The following is a 17,381-nucleotide window of genomic DNA, read 5'->3' as shown; positions in this document are numbered from 1 at the left end:
GGTTATTCTCCCTGAATATGCGGATGGCGGAGCTGGTCGATCTGGCGGACCAGCTTCGGAAGATCAGACTGCACCGTATCCCAGATAATCTGCCAATCCAGTCGGTCATATTCGTGGACCACAAGATTGCGTAAGCCCCGCATCTTGGCCCAAGCGATCTCCGGCTGCTCGGACGTTATATCGGGAAACCGCGCCTGGATGCGCGCAGCGGCCGCTGCGACCAAAACAAAGGTCATCGCCACCGCATGTTGGCGCAAAACATCGGACTGAAACGCCTCAAAACTCACCCCATCGAGAAAGCCGATGGCTTCGGTCGCCGCCTCCTCCATGTCGATGAGATTATCGAGCAGCCGCTCTTCGGGCGTCATATGGCTCTCGCTTCGGCGAGAATCCGATCGCGCATACGCGCTTTCAAGCCTCCAGAGGTGACGATGTCCACCCGACAGGGCAACAGATCTTCCATCTCCGCCTGCAACCCACCCAGATCAAACAGCGTCATCCCCGGCAGCCCATCGACAAGAATGTCGAGATCGCTGTTCGGGCCGTCCTCACCCCGTGCGACGGAACCGAAGACGCGCGGGTTCGTCGCCTTGTGACGTGCCGTCACATCGCGGATGGCTTGCCTGTTCTTCTCCAGCACTTCGGACGGTCGCATGCTCCATCTCCTGGACCGCAATCATAGAACAAACGCGAAGCGGGAGAAAGCGGCGAGACCATGCCCCAAACGAAAACAGCGCCGGCGTTTCCACCGGCGCTGCAATCTTTAAGCCTCAGCCTGAAATCAGGCGGCAGACTTGGCGTAATCGGCCGTCGGCACTTCGGCGATCGTCTTCAGGACGACGGAAGCTATCTGGTAGGGGCAGCCCTGGGAGTTCGGGCGACGGTCTTCCAGGTAACCCTTGTAGCCGTTGTTGACGAAGGAATGCGGAACGCGGATCGAGGCGCCACGGTCGGCAACGCCGTAGGAGAACTTGTTCCACGGAGCCGTTTCGTGCTTGCCGGTCAGGCGCAGATGGTTGTCCGGACCGTAGACAGCGATATGCTCTTCCCAGTTCTTGCCGAAGGCCGCCATGAGGGCTTCGAAATACTCCTTGCCGCCCACTTCGCGCATGAACTGGGTGGAGAAGTTGCAATGCATGCCCGAGCCGTTCCAGTCGGTGTCGCCGAGCGGCTTGCAATGGAATTCGACGTCGATGCCGTACTTTTCGCAGAGGCGGAGCAGCAGGTAGCGGGCGATCCAGATCTGGTCGGCGGCCTTCTTGGAGCCCTTGCCGAATACCTGGAATTCCCACTGGCCCTTGGCCACTTCGGCATTGATGCCTTCGTGGTTGATGCCGGCTTCGAGGCAGAGGTCAAGATGCTCTTCGACGATTTCGCGAGCGACCGAGCCGACATTCTTGTAGCCGACGCCGGTGTAGTACGGGCCCTGCGGCGCCGGGTAGCCCTGCTCCGGGAAGCCGAGCGGACGGCCGTTTTCGTAGAAGAAGTATTCCTGCTCGAAACCGAACCAGGCGCCTTCGTCGTCGAGGATCGTGGCGCGGCTGTTGGACGGATGCGGGGTGACGCCGTCGGGCATCATGACTTCGCACATGACGAGAGCGCCGTTGGTGCGAGCCGGATCAGGATAGATGGCGACGGGCTTCAGCACGCAATCCGACGAGTGGCCTTCGGCCTGCATCGTCGAGGAGCCGTCAAAGCCCCAGAGCGGCAGCTGTTCCAGGGTCGGGAAGCTGTCGAATTCCTTGATCTGCGTCTTGCCACGCAGGTTCGCTACCGGCTTGTAGCCATCGAGCCAGATGTACTCGAGCTTAAACTTGGTCATGGTGCTCTCTCTTCAGTCTCGCGCCATTCATGAGCGCAACAGAGGGGTGATTCTCCGGCTTGCCCGGGAGTCGCGAGATAAAATGCAGGAAGCGTGCCAGTTTGCGGCGACCACCGCAACGGATGGCAATTTTCGCAGGATCGGCCCCGAAAAACCGGACAGCAAAAGGGTTTTCTTAAATACCCTGCGACATAATGACGGAACCTTCGGACGCCATCAGGGGTTTCCGAGAGGGAAAAGACCAGAAATGCACTGTGATGATTTTAAATTCATCACTTTTTCTGCGCCATATGTGCCCATATTTTAGGCATTTTGCACTTTTCGTGTGCATTTGATTTTTAGACGTGTTAGGGATGGAGCATCGAGACAACACTCGGTGAAACGAGAGGTAGTAGCATGACAACGAACATGGTTCGGGAATCGGCGAAGATCTACGAATTCCCGGTGCGTGACCTGGCCCGGCTCAACGCCATGCGTGAGCGCCAGACGCCGAAACCCGTGATCTACGAGAGCGGTTCGGCAAGCTGGTATCACGAGGAAGCGATCCGCGAGGCCGAACGGGCGCCGAAGCAGTAAGGCCGTCAAGGCAAACAAGAAAGCCGCCCGCATTGCGGACGGCGAAAAGCATGCGACGAGCGGGCCCTTGCCCGCTCTTTTCGTTTTCAGAGCAATTCCAGCAAAAGCGGGAACCGGTTTTGCGTCCGGAATGGCGTCAAAACAGACGACTTAAGCCTTGGTGCCGAAGAGGCGCAACCGCATCACGCCGCCATCCGGATGCATGGCAATGCGCACATGGGTGACCGGACCGATCTTCTGCACCTGATCGCCCTCGTAGAGATGCTCGGCATCCATCTGCATCTTCTGCCGCGGCAGAACAGGCTTCCACTGTTCGGACGCCGCGATTTCCCCCGCGCTGAACGTATCGCCGGCCTCCGGCAGATAGGCGCCGAGCAGTTCGCAGGTATCGGGATAATTGCCCTTGAAGAAATGGGTGTCGATCAGCACGCGATTGATCACCCCGGCATGGCCGAGCCGGATGATCGCCCAGTCATGCCCTGGGCCGCGGCGACGCTTGGTTTCCCAGCCATCGCCCATGTTGATGCCGCGCCCCGGCGACAGGATCTTGTCGGGATGACCGTAATGCGCATCCGACCAGGCAAGCGATTTCGCGCCGTGGAAGATATAGGCGAGGTCGATCTCCTCCGTCGCCCCCACCTTCGACCAGTCGAAATGGGCGGCGCCATAGACGCGCAACCGCGCCACACCGCCATCCGGGTAGATGTTGAGACGCAGATGCGTCCAGACCTTGGACGTGTCGGCATTGGCAAAGAAGTGCTGCGCGGAGGCGCCGAGCGGCGATTTCGCCACGAGTTCCGTCCAGACCGTCTGATCGGTCGGATCGCCGTCTTCGACAAAGGCCGCCTCGATCGAGCCATGCGGCGGATAGTTTCCGGTAAAATAGCGTGTGTCGACATCGAAACCGAAGATCCGGCCCGGCATGGCGAGCCTGACGATCGCCCAGTCATGGCCCGGCACGCGCTTGCGCCGGCTTTCCCAGCCATCCATGTATTTGCCGTTGTCGTCGTAAAGGTCGGGGTCGAAACTCGCGGGATCATCGTTCAGCATGCGCGACACCGGCGCGAAGAACTCGTCGGAGGTCGAGAGCCCCCGCGCACCGAGCCGGGCCGAGGCGAGATTGACGGCACCGGCCGCAAAATCGGGCAGTGCGACGGTCGAGATGTCGAGCATGTCAGTGGGTCTCCGGAAGAAGGCTTTCGAGGCGAAGCCGGGCGATTTTCTCCACCTGCTGGCAGGCGGTGTCGAGTTCCTGATCTCTGGAATTGTTGATGCGCGTCTCGAAGGCCGCGAGAATGTCGTCCTTGGTGAGCCCCCTGACCGCGATGATGAAGGGAAAGCCGAACTTTTCGACATAGGCCGTATTCAGTTCAGTGAAGCGGGCATGCTCGTCAGCCGACAGCCGATCGAGCCCGGCACCGGCCTGTTCGCGCGCGCTGTCCTCGGTCAATCCACCGGCAATGGCAAGCTTGCCGGCAAGATCCGGATGCGCCCTCAAGACGCCAAGCCGCTCGTCCGCGCTCGCGGTCCGGAAGATCATCGCCAGCGCATCATGCACGTCGAGCGCGGTGAGCGGTTCGGCAATCATGCCGGCATCGAAGGCCCGCTCGGCAATGAAGGGAGAATGCTCGAACACGCCGCCGAAACGCTGAACGAAGTCTGCTCTGTCCATGCCATCAATCCAGTATCATGTAAGGCCGGAGCAAAGACGCCACGGCAGGTAAGGGCTGCCGCGAAGCAGTCAGCACAAGGAGTAGCCGAGCCCCAGACGCTTGTCGAGTTTCCGTCTGAGGGAGTTGATATCGACCCCGGACCGAACTCGACGGCTGGCAGCAAGCCTCGATCGGCTGATCTCAGGAGCACAATCTCCCGAGATTTCGAAAGGATAGGTCACACGATAGCCAGGCGATGTCCGCAATCCTTCCGTCATCGACATGGCGCGCCTCGCCAAGGAGTGAGCGTCTTCAGCTCCGGCGCCCAGGTTGGGGCGTGACGGGTTGGCAATAAATCGCGGTGCCGGCGCCTTCCGGTACCGCGACGGCTTTGGGCGTCTTCTGGCGGGTGGTCGAGGATACCCGCAGCAGGCGCTGGAACTTCGGGCAGTCCATATGCGATTCCGCCTTGCAATCGGCCACATGCCGCAGGGCATTTCGAAGCGTCGTCAGCTTGCGGATCTGCGCGTCCAGCTGGTCGGCCTTGCCATGCAGGGTCAACCGCGACAGCTCCGGCAGACCGTCGGGACCGAACATGCCCCGCATCTCTTCCAGCGAAAAACCCGCCGTCTTGCCAAGCGCGATCAGCGACAGTTGCATGAGGGCGCGCGGCTCGAACTGGCGGCGAAGCCCGTGTCGGGCGACCGACCGGACAAGCCCCACCTCCTCGTAGTAGCGCAACGTCGCAGCGGAGACGCCGGCCCTGCGCGCCAGTTCGCCGATATCGAGCAATTTCATCCTTGACCTCAAGTTGACTTGAAGTGGCAGGCTATCTGTCTCCCTTCCACGAGACAACGAGAAACATCATGAAATTCCCTTCTGCCGCGGCCAAAAATCCTGCACTTGTCGTTCTTGCCGGCAGCATGCTTGTCGGTTCGCTCGGCATCAGCCTGGCAACGGTTGCCCTGCCTGCCCTGGCGAAAGCCTTCGCCGCCCCCATCCAGTCGGTACAGTGGGTCATCATCGCCTACCTCGTTGCCGTCACCGCCAGCATCGTCGTGCTCGGCAGACTGGCCGACATCATCGGCCAGACCCGCGTCCTGATCCTCGGTCTTACGGTCTTTGCGCTGGCATCGCTTGCCTGCGCCCTCGCCCCGTCCCTCTCCTGCCTGATCGCCGCCCGCATTTTCCAGGGGCTTGGCGGCGCGGTGCTGATGGCCTTGCCGGTCTCGATGATCCGCACGGTCGTCGCAAAGGAGAAGACAGGCTCGGCCATGGGCCTGCTCGGCACGATGTCGGCCGTGGGCACGGCACTGGGCCCATCGCTTGGAGGCCTGACGATCGAGCGATACGGCTGGAATGCGGGCTTTCTGGCGGTCGGGCTTCTTGGCCTGATGCTCTTGATACTGGCCATCGCCACCTTTGCCAGACCGACCCGCAGCGCGAAGAGCGCGTCCGGATCGATCGATTGGCTGGGCAGCCTGCTGTTGGCGCTGGCGCTCTCGACCTACGCGTTGTCGATGACGGCGGGGAATGGCGCTTTGGATGCCAGGGGGCTCCTCACGATCACGGCGGTTCTGATCGCGTTGTTTGTCTGGCGCCAGAAGGCGGCGGCAAGTCCGCTCGTGCCCATCGCCCTCGTCGGCGACCGGCGGATCGGTCTTTCCCTGGCCATGAACCTCCTTGTCACCACCGTCATGATGTCGACCCTGGTGGTCGGGCCCTACATGCTGTCGCTCGGCCTCGGGCTTGGTGACTCCTTGATCGGACTTGTGATGGCCATCGGGCCGCTGACCTCTGCGCTTTCAGGGGTGCCGTCCGGTCGCCTGACCGACCGCTACGGCGCGGCACGCATGTTGCCGTTTGGCCTCCTGCAGATCATCGTCGGCCTCGTTGCTCTCGCGATCCTGCCACGCCTCCTCGGTCTCTGGGGGTATGGCCTGGCTCTGGTTCTGCTCACGCCGGGTTTCCAGATCTTCCTGGCCGCCAACAATACCGTCACCATGCAAACGGTGGCGGAAGATCAAAGGGGCGTGCTTTCTGGCCTTCTCGGCCTTTCGCGCAACCTCGGCTTTGTCACCGGTGCATCGGCGATGTCGGGCCTCTTTGCCTATAACCTCGGCGTGGTCGAACTGGCTATGGCAGCTCCGGCGCTGGTCGCGGACGCCTTCACCGTCACCTTCGTGACGGCCACGGCCCTTCCCATCCTCGCTCTCATCGCCGATCGCCTCAGGCGTTGAGCCTCACACCTTCAATTGATAGCCGTTCCGCTCGGGAAACGGCCAGTCGGCCAGCAGCGCCATGTCCGGCCGGTAGATCTCCACCTTGAGCGGATAGCACTTCGCCTCATCGCTCGAATGGCTGGTGCTGCAGTCACCGCCCGGGCAGGCCGAGAGCGCGCCGAGCAGATCGATTTCGGCGAACATTTCGAGGAAATCGCCGGGGCGTACCGGGCTCGCCTTCATGAAATACTGCTGCGTGTCACGGGTGAAACCGGTGCACATGAAGACGTTCAACACGTCATGCACATGCGGCTCGACCGCCTTGATATCGGCGCCCGTGTGATGGGCAAGCGCCCGGCAGAGATTGGAATGGCAGCAATGGTGATAGTCGCCGCCCGAAAGCAGCCGGTTGGTATAGGGGTCACAGCGCGTGCCGATCACGTCATGCACCCCGCCGCCGAATTCGTCGAAACCGTACCAGCCGAGCGTATCATGGCTGATCGTCGCCATGGGGCGCAGCGACGGCAGGTTGCTCCAGAGACGGTTGCCGGTCGTGACATGGGTGGCATGCAGCGCCCGCGTCTTGCCGGAAAAGAAGCGCTCGGAGAGGTCGTTGGCGTTCCAGAGGTTGAGGTCGCCCACCTGCGGCCCCTCGATGCTGACGATGCGAAAGAAATGCCCTTTCGGCACCTCGAAGGTATTGCCTTCGCGCGGCGGAACGATCACTTCGCCGACCTTTTCCATGGTCGCCCGCGCCCGCTCCAGGATGCTCATGTCGGGCGCCTTCAGGGACTCGACCGGATAACACACGACCGGCTTCACCGCCAGGCGGGCAGCCGCGTCGGCGGGAACGGGGATGGTGGCGTTGAAGGGGGACATGGGAGGCTCCGATTGGCGCGAGAATGAGGAATCGCCCGGCAAGTTGCCCGAAGCGCGCGCTGCTGACAACACGGCTTCTCCCACCACGAGGTCGTGCACCGCGATGATCGCCTGGAACAAGCAGGCCACACGTTCTGTCACACACAGTTGCTAGAGAATGGGCCGCCAAGATCCCCACATTTGCAAGGAGCAAAGTCATGGCGGACTGTCCCAGCAATTCTTCTCCCATCATTCGTGACGTCATTGCGGCCCGCGCCTCGCGCCGGGCCTTTCTTTCCGGCGCCGCCAGCCTTGGCGCGCTCGCAGCCGGTTCCGGCTTCGTCGGCTCGTTCTTCGCCGAAGAGAGTTTTGCCGCCTCGGCAACCTCCTCGCTCGGCTTCAGCGAATTGAAGCGCGTCTACGACAAGGACATGGCCGTGGCACCCGGCTACACGGCGGAAGTGGTCGCGCGTTGGGGCGACCCGATTGCGGCCGACGTCGCCGATTTCTCCGGCGAAGTGCCCTCGGCAGCCGAACAGCTGGTTCGCTTCGGCTACAATTGCGACTACATCGCCTTCATGCCGCTGCCCAAGGGATCGGCCACGGCCGACCACGGCCTTCTCTGCGTCAACAACGAATACATCTCGCCGAACGTGATTTTCGACGGCATGACCGAAGACGATGCCGGCAAGATGATGACGCAGGAACAGGTGGATTTCGGCATGGCCGCCATGGGCCACTCGATTGTCGAGGTGAAGATCGAGAACGGACGCTGGGCCATGGTCAAGGACAGCCCGTTCAACCGTCGCCTGACAGTCGAGACGAAGATGCAGCTGTCCGGCCCCGTCGCCGGCCACGACCTCGTCAAGACCAAGGAAGACCCGCAGGGTCTGACGGTCAAGGGCACCAACTACAATTGCGGTGGCGGCGTCACCCCCTGGGGAACCGTGCTGACCTGCGAAGAAGGGGCCTCCGACACCTTCGGTGGCAGCACAGCCGGCTCTCCGATCGCCGCAGTTCTCGACCGCTATGGCTTCGACGGTTCGGACTTGTATGGCCGCGCCCGCTTCCATGACCGTTTCGACATGGACAAGGAGCCCAACGAACCGAACCGCTTCGACTGGGTGGTGGAGATCGATCCCTACGATCCGCAATCGACACCGATCAAGCGCACGGCCCTTGGCCGCATGAGCCACGAGGCCTCGACCGTCGTGCACAACAAGGACGGCCGGATCGTCGTTTACATGGGTGACGACGACTATTTCGAATACACCTACCGCTTTGTCACGGAAGCCGCCTTCGACCCGGCGCAGCCGGAGACGGCCAAGGACATTCTCGACAAGGGCGTCCTCTCCGTTGCCCGTTTCGATACCGATGGCACGCTGCACTGGCTGCCGCTGGTTCATGGCCAAGGTCCGCTGACCGCCGAAAACGGCTTCGCGTCACAGGCCGACGTGCTGCTGAAGACACGGCTTGCGGCTGATGCCGTCGGCGCAACCCCGATGGACCGCCCGGAAGATTTCGAAACCAATCCGGTGACCGGTCGCGTCTACGCGGTGATGACGAAGAACAAGAAGCGCGAGCAGGACAAGCTCAACCCCGCCAATACCCGGCCTGAAAACCTCTGGGGCCATATCGTCGAACTCATCCCGCCCGGCGGACGCGGCAAGGATGCCGACCATACGGCAGAGGTCTACCAGTGGGACCTCTTCGTGCTGGCCGGCAATCCCAAGGACGAAGCGACCAAGGCGAGCTTCCATCCGGAAACCTCGGAAAACGGCTGGTTCGTCTGCCCGGACAATATCAGCTTCGACCCTCAGGGGCGTCTCTGGGTCGCAACCGATGGTGCCAATGATTTTGGCCTGCCGGACGGCATCTACGGCATCGACACAGAAGGCCCGGCCCGCGGCCTGCCGAAGCTGCTCTTCACCTGCCCGGCCGGTGCCGAGGCGACCGGCCCCTGCTTCACGCCGGACGGCAAGACGCTCTTCGTGTCCGTCCAGCATCCGGCCGAAGATGCCGAAACGCTCGACAAGGCAACGACGCTGTGGCCGGACTTCAACGGCAAGCTGCCCCGCCCGTCGGTCGTCGCGATCCGCCGCCAGGATGGCGCCGCCGTCGGCGTCTGAGCGAAAGAAAACCGCCGTCCCTCCCCTTCGGGAGAGGGGCGGCATACCCGCTGCAGGATCACCAAGCCGGCTTGTGAAACTTGTGCCAATGCTCTGCAATCTCGATCCGCTTCGGGACCCAGACCTTCTCATGGCCCGTCACATAATCGATGAACCGCGCCAGCGCCGCAGCCCTCCCCGGTCGACCGACCAGACGGCAATGGAGGCCAACGGACATCATCTTCGGGCTGCCGTTTTTGCCCTCCTCATAGAGCACGTCGAAGGCGTCCTTGAGATAGGTGAAGAACTGGTCGCCGGAGTTGAAACCCTGCGGCGTGGCGAAACGCATGTCGTTGGTCTCAAGCGTATAGGGGATGATCAGGAAGGGTTTGCCCTCGAGATCCGGCACCCAGAACGGCAGGTCGTCGGAATAGTTGTCGGAGGAATACAGGAAGCCGCCCTCCTCCATCACGAGGCGTAGCGTGTTCATGGAGGGCTTGCCCTGATACATGCCGAGCGGATGCGAGCCGGTCAGCTCTTGATGCAGGCGCACCGCCTCGCGGATATGCTCGCGCTCGACGTCCTCAGGAAAATCCTTGTATTCGAGCCAGCGATAGCCGTGGCTGGCGATCTCCCAGTCGGCTTCCTTCATCGCGGCCACGGCTTCCGGGTTGCGCGCCATGGCGAGTGTGACGCCATAGACGGTAACAGGCACCTTGCGCTCGGTGAACATTCGCCACAGCCGCCAGAAGCCGGCGCGCGAGCCGTATTCGTAGATCGATTCCATGTTGAGATTGCGCTGGCCGGCCCAGGGCTGGGCGCCGACGATCTCTGACAAGAGGCATTCCGATGCCGGGTCGCCATCGAGAATGCAGCTTTCGCCCCCCTCCTCGTAGTTTACCACGAACTGCACCGCGATCCGCGCATCCCCCGGCCACTTCGGATCGGGAATGTCGCGGCCATAGCCGATCAGGTCGCGGGGATAGGGAGCAGTCGTCATCGGTTCACCTCTCGTGTTTTGACGCGAGGCTATTGGCGACGATGGCAGCTGTCGAGATGGAAAAAGCGGAATTTGCTGCAGCGCAAACCGGTCAGGCAATCTTGCGGCTGGAAACCCGGCCCAGCGGATGCAGCGAATGCACGGTAAACGGCGCGCCCCGCTCAGTTTCGACAAACAGCGCGAGATTGGCCACAACCACGGGCTCGGCGAGCACCGGATCGAAATGGGCCTTCAGACCCTGTTCGATGCGCGGGAAATCCCGTGCCAGAAGCGGGCCGGTCAGCGTCATGTGGAAACGGAACTCGTCCATCACGTAAGGATGGCCCCAGCGGTTGAGGTTGGAGAATTGCGGCGCCGACAGGCGCTCGGGATTGCGCCGCTCGATCTCGGCCTCGCTGAGCGGTGCCCGATAGCCATCGAAGGCCTGCACGACGGCCGCCGCCAGGTGGTCGATGGCGCTGCACGGCCGTTCGAGAATGAGCCCGTAGACTTCTCCGACCCGCCCGACGCTGAGGCCCGACAGCGTCACCGGCTCCAGACTACCGGCAAAATGCATCAGTTCGCGCAGCAGCATCGCCTCATTCGCCCCCTCGTTCAGCCGGAACGGCGCCTTGAAGGTGGCGTGGAAACCGAAACGCCGGGGAAGCGCCGTGTGGAAGGCGATTTCGTGCACGCCGATTCCCTTGAGGCCTGGATGATCCACCGCATGGCCGGAATAGACATTGCGTCCGAGCCAGCCGGCAGCGGCAAGCGTCAGCGGATCGCCGGGCGGCGGCGTGAAGCAGATGGCATAACGCATGTCGAGCACCCCGTGCTGGCTCGGTTCGGGCACTTTAGCAAGTGCCGTTGCAACCCAGTGGTTAGGTGATTTGCATGACAGTATGACGAAACGGGAGGCGTGAAATCTGACAGATGAAGCCTAAGCCGCTCACGACCGCGTGTCGTGCCAGCGCCTTGGTGCTGACCTCGGCCGATCAGCAGAGCGTGGCGGCGACGGCAAGGTGATGGGTGGTCGAAAAACTCGCCGGCAATCCGGCGTCCAGTCCCTGGATTGGCGCGAGCGCCGCGCGCGCCAGCACATGCGCCAGCCCGAAGCTGACCTTGAAACCGCCGGTAAGCGCGATGACCCGCTCGGCCTCGGGATGCGGCCCGACCATCGGATCGCGGTCGATTGCCTTCGGCCTCAGGCCCGCCCAGCGCTCGATCACGTCGGCATCGCCGAGCGCGGGCGCAAGCTGCACCGCCCGCGCCACAAGATCATCCAGCTGCCGGTCCGTCGAAAACGGCTCATCGAACCGATCCTCGCTGGTGCTGCCGATCGCGACCTGACCGCCCTCATGCGGCACGATATAGAGGCCATCGAGATAGAGCAGCGGAAGATCGGGCGCCACCGAAGGTGCCGAAAGAAGCGCCGCCTGCCCTTTCACCGCCTGGCCGAGTGGACGGGCAAGCGCCGGACCGAGGGTGGACAGAAGCGGAAACGAGGCATGTCCAGCAGCCACGATCAGATGGCCGAATCCGATGCTGCTGCCGTCGGACAGGGTGGCACGCGCACCCGTCGTATCAATGGCCTCAACCGCGACGCCTTCCCGAAACGTCACGCGCGAGGATTGTCGCAATCGGGCAATGAGCATGGCGGTCAGTCCGCGCGGCGAAACGCGCGCCGCAAACGTGTCCGAGACCAGACCCGCCGCCATCACATCGGACGCCGGCCAGCCGTCACCATGCGGCGACCGGTCGATGACGTCCCAGCTGAAACGCACGCCCTGCTGGCTCCAGTTGGTTTCGGCTTCCGCCTGATGCCGTTCGGCAATCTTGCGCAGATGCGGTTTCGGAAGCGGGATCAGACGGCCAGCCCGGCGATAACCGGCGGAAAGTCCGGTCTCTGCCTCCAAAGCTGCTATCGCATGCTCCAGCGACAGCAGCGCGTCGAATTGCAGCTGTTTCTTGTCGTTCCATTTGTCAGGCATATGCGGCATCAGCGCGCCGAGCAGTCCACCGCTTGCACCGCCCGCAAGCGGTCCGGCATCGACGAGCAGCGTGGCAAGCCCTGCCCGGTCCGCTTCAAGTGCCGCCCAAAGCCCCATGATGCCGCCACCGGCGATCAACACATCCGCAGATGATTGACCCACGACCACGGGCGATTTATCGGACATGTCATGACCCAATCAAATGAGCTGCCGGCAAACGAGACGCTGGCCAATGCGGCACCGGATACGACCGAAGCGCCCCTGACCTGGCACGACGGCGATATGCCCTATTCGACCGCCTTTGGCGATCACTTTTATTGCCAGACGGATGGTCGTCTCGAATGCGGCCACGTCTTCCTCGCGGGCAACGGCCTGCCGGCGCGCTGGCAGAACGCGGCCGAATTCCGCATCGGCGAGCTCGGCTTCGGCACCGGCTTGAACGCAGCCGAAACCTGGCGCCAGTGGAAGGCGCATCGCGGGCCAAACGGCCAACTCCATTTCGTCTCCTTCGAGCTGCACCCGATGCAGGCTGATGACATCGACCGCGCCCTGTCGCGCTGGCCGGAGATCGATGCCGAACGCAAGTCCCTGGTCGCTCGCTGGCCGGAAACGCCGGAAGGCCACGTCGACATCGACCTCGATGCCCAGACCCATCTCACCGTCGTCTGCGGCGATGCCCATGCCAGCCTCGGCGCAAGTGATCTCACCTTCGACGCATGGTTCCTGGACGGCTTTGCTCCGTCGCGCAACAGCGCCATGTGGTCGGCCGAACTCATGCAACTGGTGTTTGACCGCACGCGGCCCGGCGGAAGCTTCGCCACCTATGCGGCCGCAGGCTTCGTGCGCCGCAATCTGATCGCGGCAGGCTATGCGCTGGAGCGCCGGCCGGGCTTTGCCGGCAAACGCGAAATGCTGTGCGGTATCAGGTCTATCGACTAGAGCTTCCGGCGAAAACGATGGGTCGCCTTCAATGCTCTATATCTTTGTTTTCACGCAATTCCGGACGCAAAACCGCTTCGCACTTTTGCTGGACTTGCTCTAGGAGCCGTCGGCGCGCAGCGCCGCCGGTGCCGCCTGTGACCATTCTTCGATCTTGCGCAGCAGCAGTTCCGGCGAAATCGGCTTCGACAGGTAATCATCCATGCCGCAGGCAAGGCAGGCTTCACTGTCGCTTGCCATGGCATGCGCGGTAACCCCGATGATCGGGACGTGTTCGCCCTGCCCTGCCGCCTTTTCCTCCTCGCGGATGATCTCGGTCGCGCGATGCCCGTTCATGACAGGCATCGAGACATCCATCAGGATCAGGTCGGGCCGTTCGCCCTGCCAGGCCGCAAGCGCCACCTCACCGTTCTCCACGATACGATAGGCGATATCGGTACCGGCGAGGATCTGGCGGAAGACGATCTGGTTGACCGGATTGTCTTCGGCGATCAGCACCTTGAGCCCGCTGCCGTGGCGAAGCTCTGCTTCATCGACATTCGCCACGGCCGGCCGACCCGTCGTGACAGCAGGCTCGGCAGCGGCTCTGGATCTGGCAGCCATCACGCCATTCACGCGCGCGCTGCGGATTACATCGATAATGGCGCCGCGCAGCACGTTGGCACGGGCCGGCTTCATCAGATGCGCCTCGATGCGCAGGCTCTCGAACAGCCGGTCGTCGCCGACCATGTCCATCGACGTCAGGAAGATCAGTGCCGTCTCGTCGAAACGGGGATCATTGCGGATGGCACGGGCCACATCCAGACCGTTCATCTCCGGCATCTGGTAGTCGATCACGACGAGATCGATCGACAGGCCTTCGCGATGGGCCTCGTCCAGTATGGCAAGCCCCGAAGGCCCATCGGGGACCGCAAGACCATCGAACCCCCACATGGCCAGTTGCTCGCTGATGATCCGGCGGTTGATGGCATTGTCGTCGATGACGAGCACGCGTGCGTCCTTGACATTGGGCGGCAATTCCTTCTGCCGGCTGCGCTCGGCCACAACGGGCAAGGGCAGATCGACGATGAAGGTCGAGCCTTGTCCGACCTCCGATTCCACCCGCATCTGCCCGCCAAACAGTTTGACCAACCCGCCGGTGATCGCAAGGCCGAGACCGGTTCCCTCATGACGCCGCGTCGATGAGGTGTCGGCCTGGGAAAACTTCTCGAAGATCTTCGCCTGCATCTCCGAGGGAATGCCGATACCGGTATCCTCGATCTGGAGACGCAGCGTTGCCATTCCCTCCGCCAGAGGCTCGCTTGAAACCTCGACATGCACATGGCCGCGTTCAGTGAACTTGATGGCATTGCCGAGCAGATTGGTGACGATCTGGCGGAAACGCCCGGGATCGCCCATGAAGGTGTGGCGCACCGTCTGGTCGCCGGACACGACGAGCTCGATGTCCTTTTCCGCCGCCGCCGAGAGCAGGGTCGCCACATCCTCGACCGCTTCGACCGGATCGAAGGGCGACTTGCGCAGCTTCATCTGGCCCGCATCGATCTTCGAGAAGTCGAGAATGTCGTTGATGATCGTCAGCAGCGCATTGCCGGATTTCACCACGATGTCGACGAATGTCTTCTGCCGGCTGTCGAGCTCCGATTTCGACAGAAGCTCCGCCATGCCGAGCACCCCATTCATCGGGGTCCGGATTTCGTGGCTCATATTCGCGAGGAAGTCTGATTTCGCCTTGTCGGCCGCCTCGGCGCGGGCGAGCAGCACTTCGAGTTCCGCTTCACGGGCTTTCAGCTCTGTGAAATCGGTCAGCACGACCACGCAGCTGCGGTCGCTGCCGAATGTCGCTTCCAGCTTGACCCATGTTTTGCCGCCGACGAAGAAGCTCGTCGAAATGGCGGTCGATTGCTGAAGCGCGGACTGCCATTGCGCGAGAATGGCGAAGGCATCGTCGCCGAAGTCGCCCCGCTCGGCACAATATTGGAAGACCGGTCGCCAGCTTTCGCCTTCGCGCAACAGTCCATCCGGCAGGTCGAGGATCCTGCTGAAGGACGGGTTGACCTCCGCGATACGCCCCTGCTCGATCATCAGCAGTCCCTGCGACATCATCCGCATGGATTCCTGAACGAAGCCGCCCAGCCGCTCGAGTTGCTGCTGCGCCTCCGTGATTTCCCGTTCACGCTGGCGGATCTCCGTGAGATCCGAATAGGTCAGCAGGATCTTGCGGTCGCGAAGGCGGGTGACGGTCGCCATGACATGTTTGCCATCCGCATAGGCGAGTTCCATCGTGTGGGACCCTTCGAGCGCATCGAATTGTTCGATGCGGCGGCGATAGCCTTCCTCGAAATCCAGGCCAGGCCAGGCGCGCCCTGTCCGGTGGTTGATTTCGCAGTAGAAGCGGAAGCTGCGGCCTTCGAGCGGCACATCCTCGGGCCAGTCCCAGATGTCGCGGCATTTGCGGTTGGCGAATTCGACCATGTAGTCGGCCCCAAGGATCACCACACCGACCGGCATGATGTGAAGCATCGCCAGGATGTCCTGATACAATGCCTCCGACTGTTCCTGGGCCGCCATCAGCGCCGCCTGCCCTTCGCGGATCACCGAGACATCGGTCACGGAGCCAACGAGGTGATGCGTGTTGGTCGACGTCGTGATCCGGCTGAGCCGGGTCATGATGGGGATCTCCCGTCCCGGAAGGCGGATGACGTCGTTGGCGTTTTCGAAGACCTCGCCCTTTTCCAGCACCCGGATATGTTCATCGAGCCGCGTGTCGTGCCACGGGAACATTTCCTCCACGGTCATGCCATAGACGTCTTCGCGCTTGCATTCGTGCAGGCCTTCATAGGCCGCATTGATGTAGATGAGCCGCCGATCCATATCGCGAATGAACACCGGCATCGGCAATTGCTCCAGAGCCGTGCGATAAAGCAGTGTCTCTTCCTCGCGCTGAAGCAGATCGCTGATATCGGAAAAGGTAATCAGCACACGGTCGCCCGCGAGCCTGCGGCTGCCGCCCGCCAGTGCCCGCCCTGAACGGGTCTTCACATCGATCAGCGGACCATTGTCGAGGCAGCGCAATTGGTCGAGACGGAAGGCGATCCGTTCCTGGATCTCCTCTTCGCTCGGACCATTCCCGGTGTTTTTGTAGACCAGGCGCAGCAGGTCGCCATAAAACTGGCCCTCCAGGCGCACGTCGGCGCCGAACTCGAACATATCGGTCATGGCAGCGTTGACATATTCGACGATGAGGTCGCGATCGAGAACGATGATGCCAACCGGCAGCGAGGTCATCAGGGACTCGAACTTGTTCTTGAGTTCCTGCGCCTCGCGGGTCGCCGCGATGAGTCTTTCCTCTCCCCTGCTCAACTGCGAAAGATCGGTGATGGAGCCGACGATATAACGCGCGCCGTCCGGCCCGACGACGACACCCGTTCGCGACAGGATCGGGATCTCACGGCCATAGGCCGTGACGAAGATGTCGTGCACCTCCTCCGTCACGCCGGTTGCCAGGACGCGAAGATTGCCCTGACGGTAGCTCTCGCCCATCTCCGGAAAATTCGCGAGCTCGTCCTTGCCGAGCAGTTCCGCAAGAGGTCGCCCCGCCATGGCCACATAGGCGGGATTGGCGAAGATGAGCCGGTGCTGGCTGTCGCGCACATAGCTGGCGAGCGGATATTGCTCCAGGACGGCCCGGAAGATGTCGAGCTGCGGCGCCCCGGTCGGGGAAAGCGCAGCCGCGGTGTCGTTGGCCATGGCCGGCATGCGGGCTGGGGAGACTGGCTGCGCCTCGGCCTCGACCAGACCGAAGAGATAGAGCCGCTCGTCGTCATCGAAGAAACGTTCGATCCTCAGCAGGCGGTGGGGGCCGGAACCGAGGCTGAACGGCACACATTCTTCTTCACCGAACACGAGAACGCGGCGTTCTCTGTCGTCCCGGAAGGCGTCGGCGCCACCGCCGAGAATGTCCTGATCGCTGCGCCCCGGAAAGCTGGTTTCCGGCAAGCCGACGAGGCGCGCAAAAGCGGCATTGACAGCCACATAGCGTAGCTGGCTGTCCTTGACATAGGAAGGCAGCTCCAGCGCGGCGATTTTCTCGCAGACCAAGTTGAGCAAGGCGCTTCCCCGAACCACTATAATTTATCCCCCAAATAAATGACGTGGAATGGTAAACAGCGGGTAACCCCGGATCATCCATCGCTTTAAAAGACAAAACAAATATTGAATCTCCGGGCCAATGTCG

15 protein-coding genes are annotated in these 17,381 nt (G+C 62.3%); 4 read left to right on the top strand and 11 right to left on the bottom strand.

Annotation, left to right across the window (positions count from 1 at the left end):
• Positions 1-2: 2 nt before the first annotated feature.
• From DMY87_RS13490 to DMY87_RS13480, 3 genes are all read right to left on the bottom strand, one after another.
• Positions 3-368, bottom strand: a complete 366-nt coding sequence (locus DMY87_RS13490; protein WP_110792008.1) for a HepT-like ribonuclease domain-containing protein — start codon at positions 366-368, stop codon at positions 3-5.
• Positions 365-655 carry a nucleotidyltransferase family protein gene (locus tag DMY87_RS13485; protein ID WP_110792006.1) on the bottom strand — a complete coding sequence of 97 codons (291 nt, stop codon included), beginning with the start codon at positions 653-655 and terminating at the stop codon, positions 365-367. Before DMY87_RS13485 ends, DMY87_RS13490 begins: the two co-directional genes overlap by 4 nt.
• A gap of 126 nt (positions 656-781) precedes the next feature.
• A complete protein-coding gene (locus DMY87_RS13480; RefSeq protein WP_110792004.1) occupies positions 782-1,822 on the bottom strand; it encodes a glutamine synthetase beta-grasp domain-containing protein in 1,041 nt (346 codons plus the stop codon).
• A gap of 396 nt (positions 1,823-2,218) precedes the next feature.
• Here DMY87_RS13480 and DMY87_RS13475 point away from each other — a divergent pair, with 396 nt between their 5' ends.
• A complete protein-coding gene (locus DMY87_RS13475) occupies positions 2,219-2,398 on the top strand; it encodes a DUF2735 domain-containing protein (RefSeq protein ID WP_054148428.1) in 180 nt (59 codons plus the stop codon).
• Positions 2,399-2,548: 150 nt separating this feature from the next.
• On the opposite strand, the gene alc is transcribed toward DMY87_RS13475, so the two are convergent.
• The 3 genes from alc to DMY87_RS13460 all read right to left on the bottom strand — a co-directional run bounded on the left by alc (position 2,549) and on the right by DMY87_RS13460 (position 4,848).
• A complete protein-coding gene (gene alc, locus DMY87_RS13470) occupies positions 2,549-3,571 on the bottom strand; it encodes an allantoicase (RefSeq protein WP_110792002.1) in 1,023 nt (340 codons plus the stop codon).
• Between the two features lies 1 nt (position 3,572).
• Entirely contained in the window at positions 3,573-4,070 is a 498-nt protein-coding gene (gene uraD, locus DMY87_RS13465) for a 2-oxo-4-hydroxy-4-carboxy-5-ureidoimidazoline decarboxylase (protein ID WP_110792001.1), read from the bottom strand.
• Between the two features lie 292 nt (positions 4,071-4,362).
• Complete coding sequence (locus DMY87_RS13460) at positions 4,363-4,848, bottom strand: helix-turn-helix domain-containing protein (protein ID WP_110791999.1); 486 nt, start codon at positions 4,846-4,848, stop codon at positions 4,363-4,365.
• 68 nt (positions 4,849-4,916) lie between these two features.
• On the opposite strand from DMY87_RS13460, the gene DMY87_RS13455 reads away from it, so the two are divergent.
• Positions 4,917-6,290: an MFS transporter gene (locus DMY87_RS13455; RefSeq protein ID WP_110791997.1), complete on the top strand. Its 1,374-nt coding sequence runs from the start codon at positions 4,917-4,919 to the stop codon at positions 6,288-6,290.
• A gap of 3 nt (positions 6,291-6,293) precedes the next feature.
• Here the strand turns inward: DMY87_RS13455 and DMY87_RS13450 are convergent, their stop codons facing one another.
• Positions 6,294-7,151 (bottom strand): urea carboxylase-associated family protein, encoded by an 858-nt coding sequence (locus tag DMY87_RS13450; RefSeq protein WP_110792221.1) that lies wholly within the window; start codon positions 7,149-7,151, stop codon positions 6,294-6,296.
• Positions 7,152-7,348: 197 nt separating this feature from the next.
• Between DMY87_RS13450 and DMY87_RS13445 the strand changes: the two genes are divergently transcribed.
• Positions 7,349-9,259 (top strand): PhoX family protein, encoded by a 1,911-nt coding sequence (locus DMY87_RS13445; RefSeq protein ID WP_110791994.1) that lies wholly within the window; start codon positions 7,349-7,351, stop codon positions 9,257-9,259.
• Positions 9,260-9,317: 58 nt separating this feature from the next.
• Here the strand turns inward: DMY87_RS13445 and puuE are convergent, their stop codons facing one another.
• The 3 genes from puuE to DMY87_RS13430 all read right to left on the bottom strand — a co-directional run bounded on the left by puuE (position 9,318) and on the right by DMY87_RS13430 (position 12,394).
• Positions 9,318-10,238: an allantoinase PuuE gene (gene puuE / locus DMY87_RS13440; RefSeq protein ID WP_110791992.1), complete on the bottom strand. Its 921-nt coding sequence runs from the start codon at positions 10,236-10,238 to the stop codon at positions 9,318-9,320.
• 91 nt (positions 10,239-10,329) lie between these two features.
• Positions 10,330-11,037 carry a DUF1045 domain-containing protein gene (locus tag DMY87_RS13435; protein ID WP_110792218.1) on the bottom strand — a complete coding sequence of 236 codons (708 nt, stop codon included), beginning with the start codon at positions 11,035-11,037 and terminating at the stop codon, positions 10,330-10,332.
• 175 nt (positions 11,038-11,212) lie between these two features.
• Positions 11,213-12,394, bottom strand: coding sequence for an NAD(P)/FAD-dependent oxidoreductase (locus DMY87_RS13430; RefSeq protein WP_110791990.1), 1,182 nt, complete (start codon positions 12,392-12,394; stop codon positions 11,213-11,215).
• Positions 12,395-12,397: 3 nt separating this feature from the next.
• Between DMY87_RS13430 and mnmC2 the strand changes: the two genes are divergently transcribed.
• Positions 12,398-13,147: a tRNA (5-methylaminomethyl-2-thiouridine)(34)-methyltransferase MnmC2 gene (gene mnmC2 / locus DMY87_RS13425; RefSeq protein ID WP_110791988.1), complete on the top strand. Its 750-nt coding sequence runs from the start codon at positions 12,398-12,400 to the stop codon at positions 13,145-13,147.
• A 99-nt stretch (positions 13,148-13,246) separates the two neighbouring features.
• Here mnmC2 and DMY87_RS13420 read toward each other — a convergent pair whose 3' ends face one another.
• Positions 13,247-17,254 (bottom strand): response regulator, encoded by a 4,008-nt coding sequence (locus DMY87_RS13420; RefSeq protein WP_110791986.1) that lies wholly within the window; start codon positions 17,252-17,254, stop codon positions 13,247-13,249.
• Positions 17,255-17,381: the final 127 nt, after the last annotated feature.

Origin of the sequence: Peteryoungia wuzhouensis, from assembly GCF_003205195.1 — a bacterium.
Lineage (GTDB): Bacteria > Pseudomonadota > Alphaproteobacteria > Rhizobiales > Rhizobiaceae > Allorhizobium > Allorhizobium wuzhouense.
This window is presented reverse-complemented; position numbering and strand designations above follow the sequence as displayed.

Coding starts and splice junctions, on each gene's coding strand:
- DMY87_RS13490 (WP_110792008.1), bottom strand. CDS start 368: ATGACGCCCGAAGAGCGGCTGCTCGATAATCTCATCGACATGGAGGAG.
- DMY87_RS13485 (WP_110792006.1), bottom strand. CDS start 655: ATGCGACCGTCCGAAGTGCTGGAGAAGAACAGGCAAGCCATCCGCGAT.
- DMY87_RS13480 (WP_110792004.1), bottom strand. CDS start 1,822: ATGACCAAGTTTAAGCTCGAGTACATCTGGCTCGATGGCTACAAGCCG.
- DMY87_RS13475 (WP_054148428.1), top strand. CDS start 2,219: ATGACAACGAACATGGTTCGGGAATCGGCGAAGATCTACGAATTCCCG.
- alc (WP_110792002.1), bottom strand. CDS start 3,571: ATGCTCGACATCTCGACCGTCGCACTGCCCGATTTTGCGGCCGGTGCC.
- uraD (WP_110792001.1), bottom strand. CDS start 4,070: ATGGACAGAGCAGACTTCGTTCAGCGTTTCGGCGGCGTGTTCGAGCAT.
- DMY87_RS13460 (WP_110791999.1), bottom strand. CDS start 4,848: ATGAAATTGCTCGATATCGGCGAACTGGCGCGCAGGGCCGGCGTCTCC.
- DMY87_RS13455 (WP_110791997.1), top strand. CDS start 4,917: ATGAAATTCCCTTCTGCCGCGGCCAAAAATCCTGCACTTGTCGTTCTT.
- DMY87_RS13450 (WP_110792221.1), bottom strand. CDS start 7,151: ATGTCCCCCTTCAACGCCACCATCCCCGTTCCCGCCGACGCGGCTGCC.
- DMY87_RS13445 (WP_110791994.1), top strand. CDS start 7,349: ATGGCGGACTGTCCCAGCAATTCTTCTCCCATCATTCGTGACGTCATT.
- puuE (WP_110791992.1), bottom strand. CDS start 10,238: ATGACGACTGCTCCCTATCCCCGCGACCTGATCGGCTATGGCCGCGAC.
- DMY87_RS13435 (WP_110792218.1), bottom strand. CDS start 11,037: ATGCGTTATGCCATCTGCTTCACGCCGCCGCCCGGCGATCCGCTGACG.
- DMY87_RS13430 (WP_110791990.1), bottom strand. CDS start 12,394: ATGTCCGATAAATCGCCCGTGGTCGTGGGTCAATCATCTGCGGATGTG.
- mnmC2 (WP_110791988.1), top strand. CDS start 12,398: ATGACCCAATCAAATGAGCTGCCGGCAAACGAGACGCTGGCCAATGCG.